This is a genomic window from Streptomyces carpinensis (assembly GCF_002154505.1).
In the GTDB taxonomy this organism is placed as follows: Bacteria; Actinomycetota; Actinomycetes; order Streptomycetales; family Streptomycetaceae; genus Streptomyces; species Streptomyces carpinensis.
On sequence record NZ_MUBM01000706.1, the window covers coordinates 1 to 2,459 of the forward strand.

General features: G+C 70.5%; 3 protein-coding genes. 2 read left to right on the forward strand and 1 reads right to left on the reverse strand.

The genetic code is table 11. From position 1 onward, the window contains the following. Both BZY54_RS51440 and BZY54_RS48130 read left to right on the forward strand, forming a co-directional pair. On the forward strand, positions 1-244 hold a 244-nt coding region (locus BZY54_RS51440; protein WP_208641002.1), incomplete at its 5' end, for a hypothetical protein. A 103-nt stretch (positions 245-347) separates the two neighbouring features. After that, positions 348-2,075 (forward strand): ATP-binding SpoIIE family protein phosphatase, encoded by a 1,728-nt coding sequence (locus BZY54_RS48130; protein WP_158104038.1) that lies wholly within the window; start codon positions 348-350, stop codon positions 2,073-2,075. A gap of 121 nt (positions 2,076-2,196) precedes the next feature. Here the strand turns inward: BZY54_RS48130 and BZY54_RS48135 are convergent. Beyond that, positions 2,197-2,459: TetR family transcriptional regulator C-terminal domain-containing protein (locus BZY54_RS48135; protein ID WP_208641003.1), on the reverse strand; the 263-nt coding region annotated here is incomplete at its 5' end.

The following is a 2,459-nucleotide window of genomic DNA, read 5'->3' on the forward strand; positions in this document are numbered from 1 at the left end:
CGCCGGTATCCGTGACGCGCGGCCTCAGCTGGCTGACCACGCGCGTCACGGATACCGGCGGGTGGTGCGCCTCATGACCGGACTGCCGGGCCGTCTTGCGGTGGAGCTGGATCAGGTGACGCTGCTCGTCCTGCGTCTGGTGGGCATGGAGCCGGTGCAGGGGCTGGAGCACTTCGACGTCGCCGCGCTGCCCGTCGTCCAGGCCGCCGTGGAGGAGTGGCTGCGCCACAACGACGCTGCCTGATAGACAGGTGACGAGGCCCCCGCTGAGGAAGCTGGCGGGGGCCTCGTCGTGTCTGGGGTCTACTCGTTGGTGAGCGGGCCGGGGTCCTTCACGGGCGGTGGTCGTGGCGCACGATGTGACGGGTCAGGAGAAGGAACGCCGCGGAGTCCGGGCCCTGTATGCCGTCCGGGAGCGGGTGGGACAAACCCTGGATGTGGTGGCCACCTGCCAGGAGTTGGTCCACGCGCTGGTCCCCGGGTTCGCCGATGTCGCCGTGGTGGAAGTGGTGGAGCCTGTGGTGCGCGGAGAGGAACCACCGCTGAGCCCTCTGGGACGGGATGTGCCGCTGCGTCGCGCCGCCATCGCGACCGGCAGTGGTGATCAGCAGGCCCGGGCGCATCCGGTGGGAGATGTCCGCGCGCTGCCGTTCCCGACCCCTTACGCGCAGGCGCTTGCCGACCTCAAGCCGCGGGCGATTGCCCTGCGCCCCGACACGCCCTGGCTGGCGGCCGATCCGGCGCGGGCCGAAGCGATCCGCGCATCCGGCGCAGGCGCCCTGCTCGTCGCCCCGTTGACGCTGCGCGGAAAGGTGCTCGGCCTGCTGAGTCTCTACCGCACCCAGCGATCCGACGGTTTCGACGAGAAGGAACTCGCCCTCACTCTGGAACTGGCCACGCACACCGCCCTGAGCATCGACAACGCCCGCCGCTACACCCGCGAGCACACCATCGCCGCAGCACTGCAACGCCATCTGCTGCCCCCGGCTCCTCCGTTGCAGACCGCGATCGAGACCGCCGGCCTGTACGTGGCCGACGACCGGGGCGCGGGTGGCTGGTCCAACACCTGCGCCCTCCCTGGCGCCCGAACGGCCCTGGTGGCCGGGGAGGTCGCAGGCCACGGAATCCACACGGCCGTAACCATGGGACAGCTGCGGACGGCCATGAACTCGCTCGCCGCACTGGACCTGGAACCCGACGAGTTCCTCGCCCGACTCGACGACGCCGCGGCACGTCTCGCGCAGGAGCGGAAGGCGCTGCCATCCGGCGACCCCCTGCGGGGGCTGCCCCTCAGCGCAACGTGCCTGTGCACGGTCTACGGCCCGTTCACCCATACGTTCGCCATCGCCTCCGCCGGACACCCGCCGCCCATCGTCGCCGACCCCGGTTCCAGCACCCGAGTGGTCGAGCTGGCTGCCGGTGGTGCCCTCGGCGGCGGAGAAGGCCCCCGGTACGCCACCACCACCGTCACCTTGGCCGAAGGAGGCATCCTCGCCCTCTACACGGCCCCGCTCCTGTCTGCGGCACGGCCCGATGACGGCACAAGCGGTACGCAGCCGCTCCAGCGCTTGCTCGCCAACACCGACCGACCTCTGCAGGACCTGTGCGACGACATCCTCTATCGGCTGAGCATCGATGCTCTTCCCGGCGACGCCATCCTTCTTCTCGCCCGAACACACCGATTCCCCGCCGACTGCGTCGCCACCTGGCCTCTGGCCGAAGAGCCCACCGCCCCCGCCATCGCGCGGCGGAACGCCCGGCGCCAACTCGCCGACTGGGGCGTGGACGAGGACACCGCCTACGACACGCAGGAAATCGTCAGCGAGCTCGTCACCAACGCCCTGCGGTACGGCGCGCCACCCGTACACCTGCGCCTCATCAACGACCGGACCCTCACCTGCGAGGTCCACGACTCCGCCACCTCCGCCCCACGGCTGCGCCATGCACGGTCGGTCGACGAAGGCGGCCGCGGACTGTTCATCTGCGCCCAGCTCGCACAGAACTGGGGGATCCGCTACGCCAACGACGGGAAGACGGTCTGGACCGAGCAAGGCCGCCCCCGACAGCACCCGTAAGACCCCTCCCACAAGGAGTGTGTACTCAAGGCGCTCGGGCCTGCATGCGCCTGTCTCAGCGGTCCGGCGGAGCCCTTGGTGTGGGTGGCGGCGCCCACGACTCTTCAGCGGCTGGCCGCGATCAGCTTAGAAGGACGCCGAAGACCATGCGGAAGAAGGCGTCGAAGGGGGCGGAGGACTTGTCGGCCCGGGCCGCGATCAGCGTGCCCTCCCAAGCGCTGAGGATGAACAGCGCAGCCTCCTCGACGTCGAGAGCGGCGTCCAGCTCACCTGCTTCCTGAGCTTCGGTGAGCACCTGCCGGATGCGCGAGGCCCACCGCTGAAAGCCGCCCCGGACGGCGGAGCGGATCTCCTCGGAGTGGTCCGCCACCTCGGCGCCGAGGT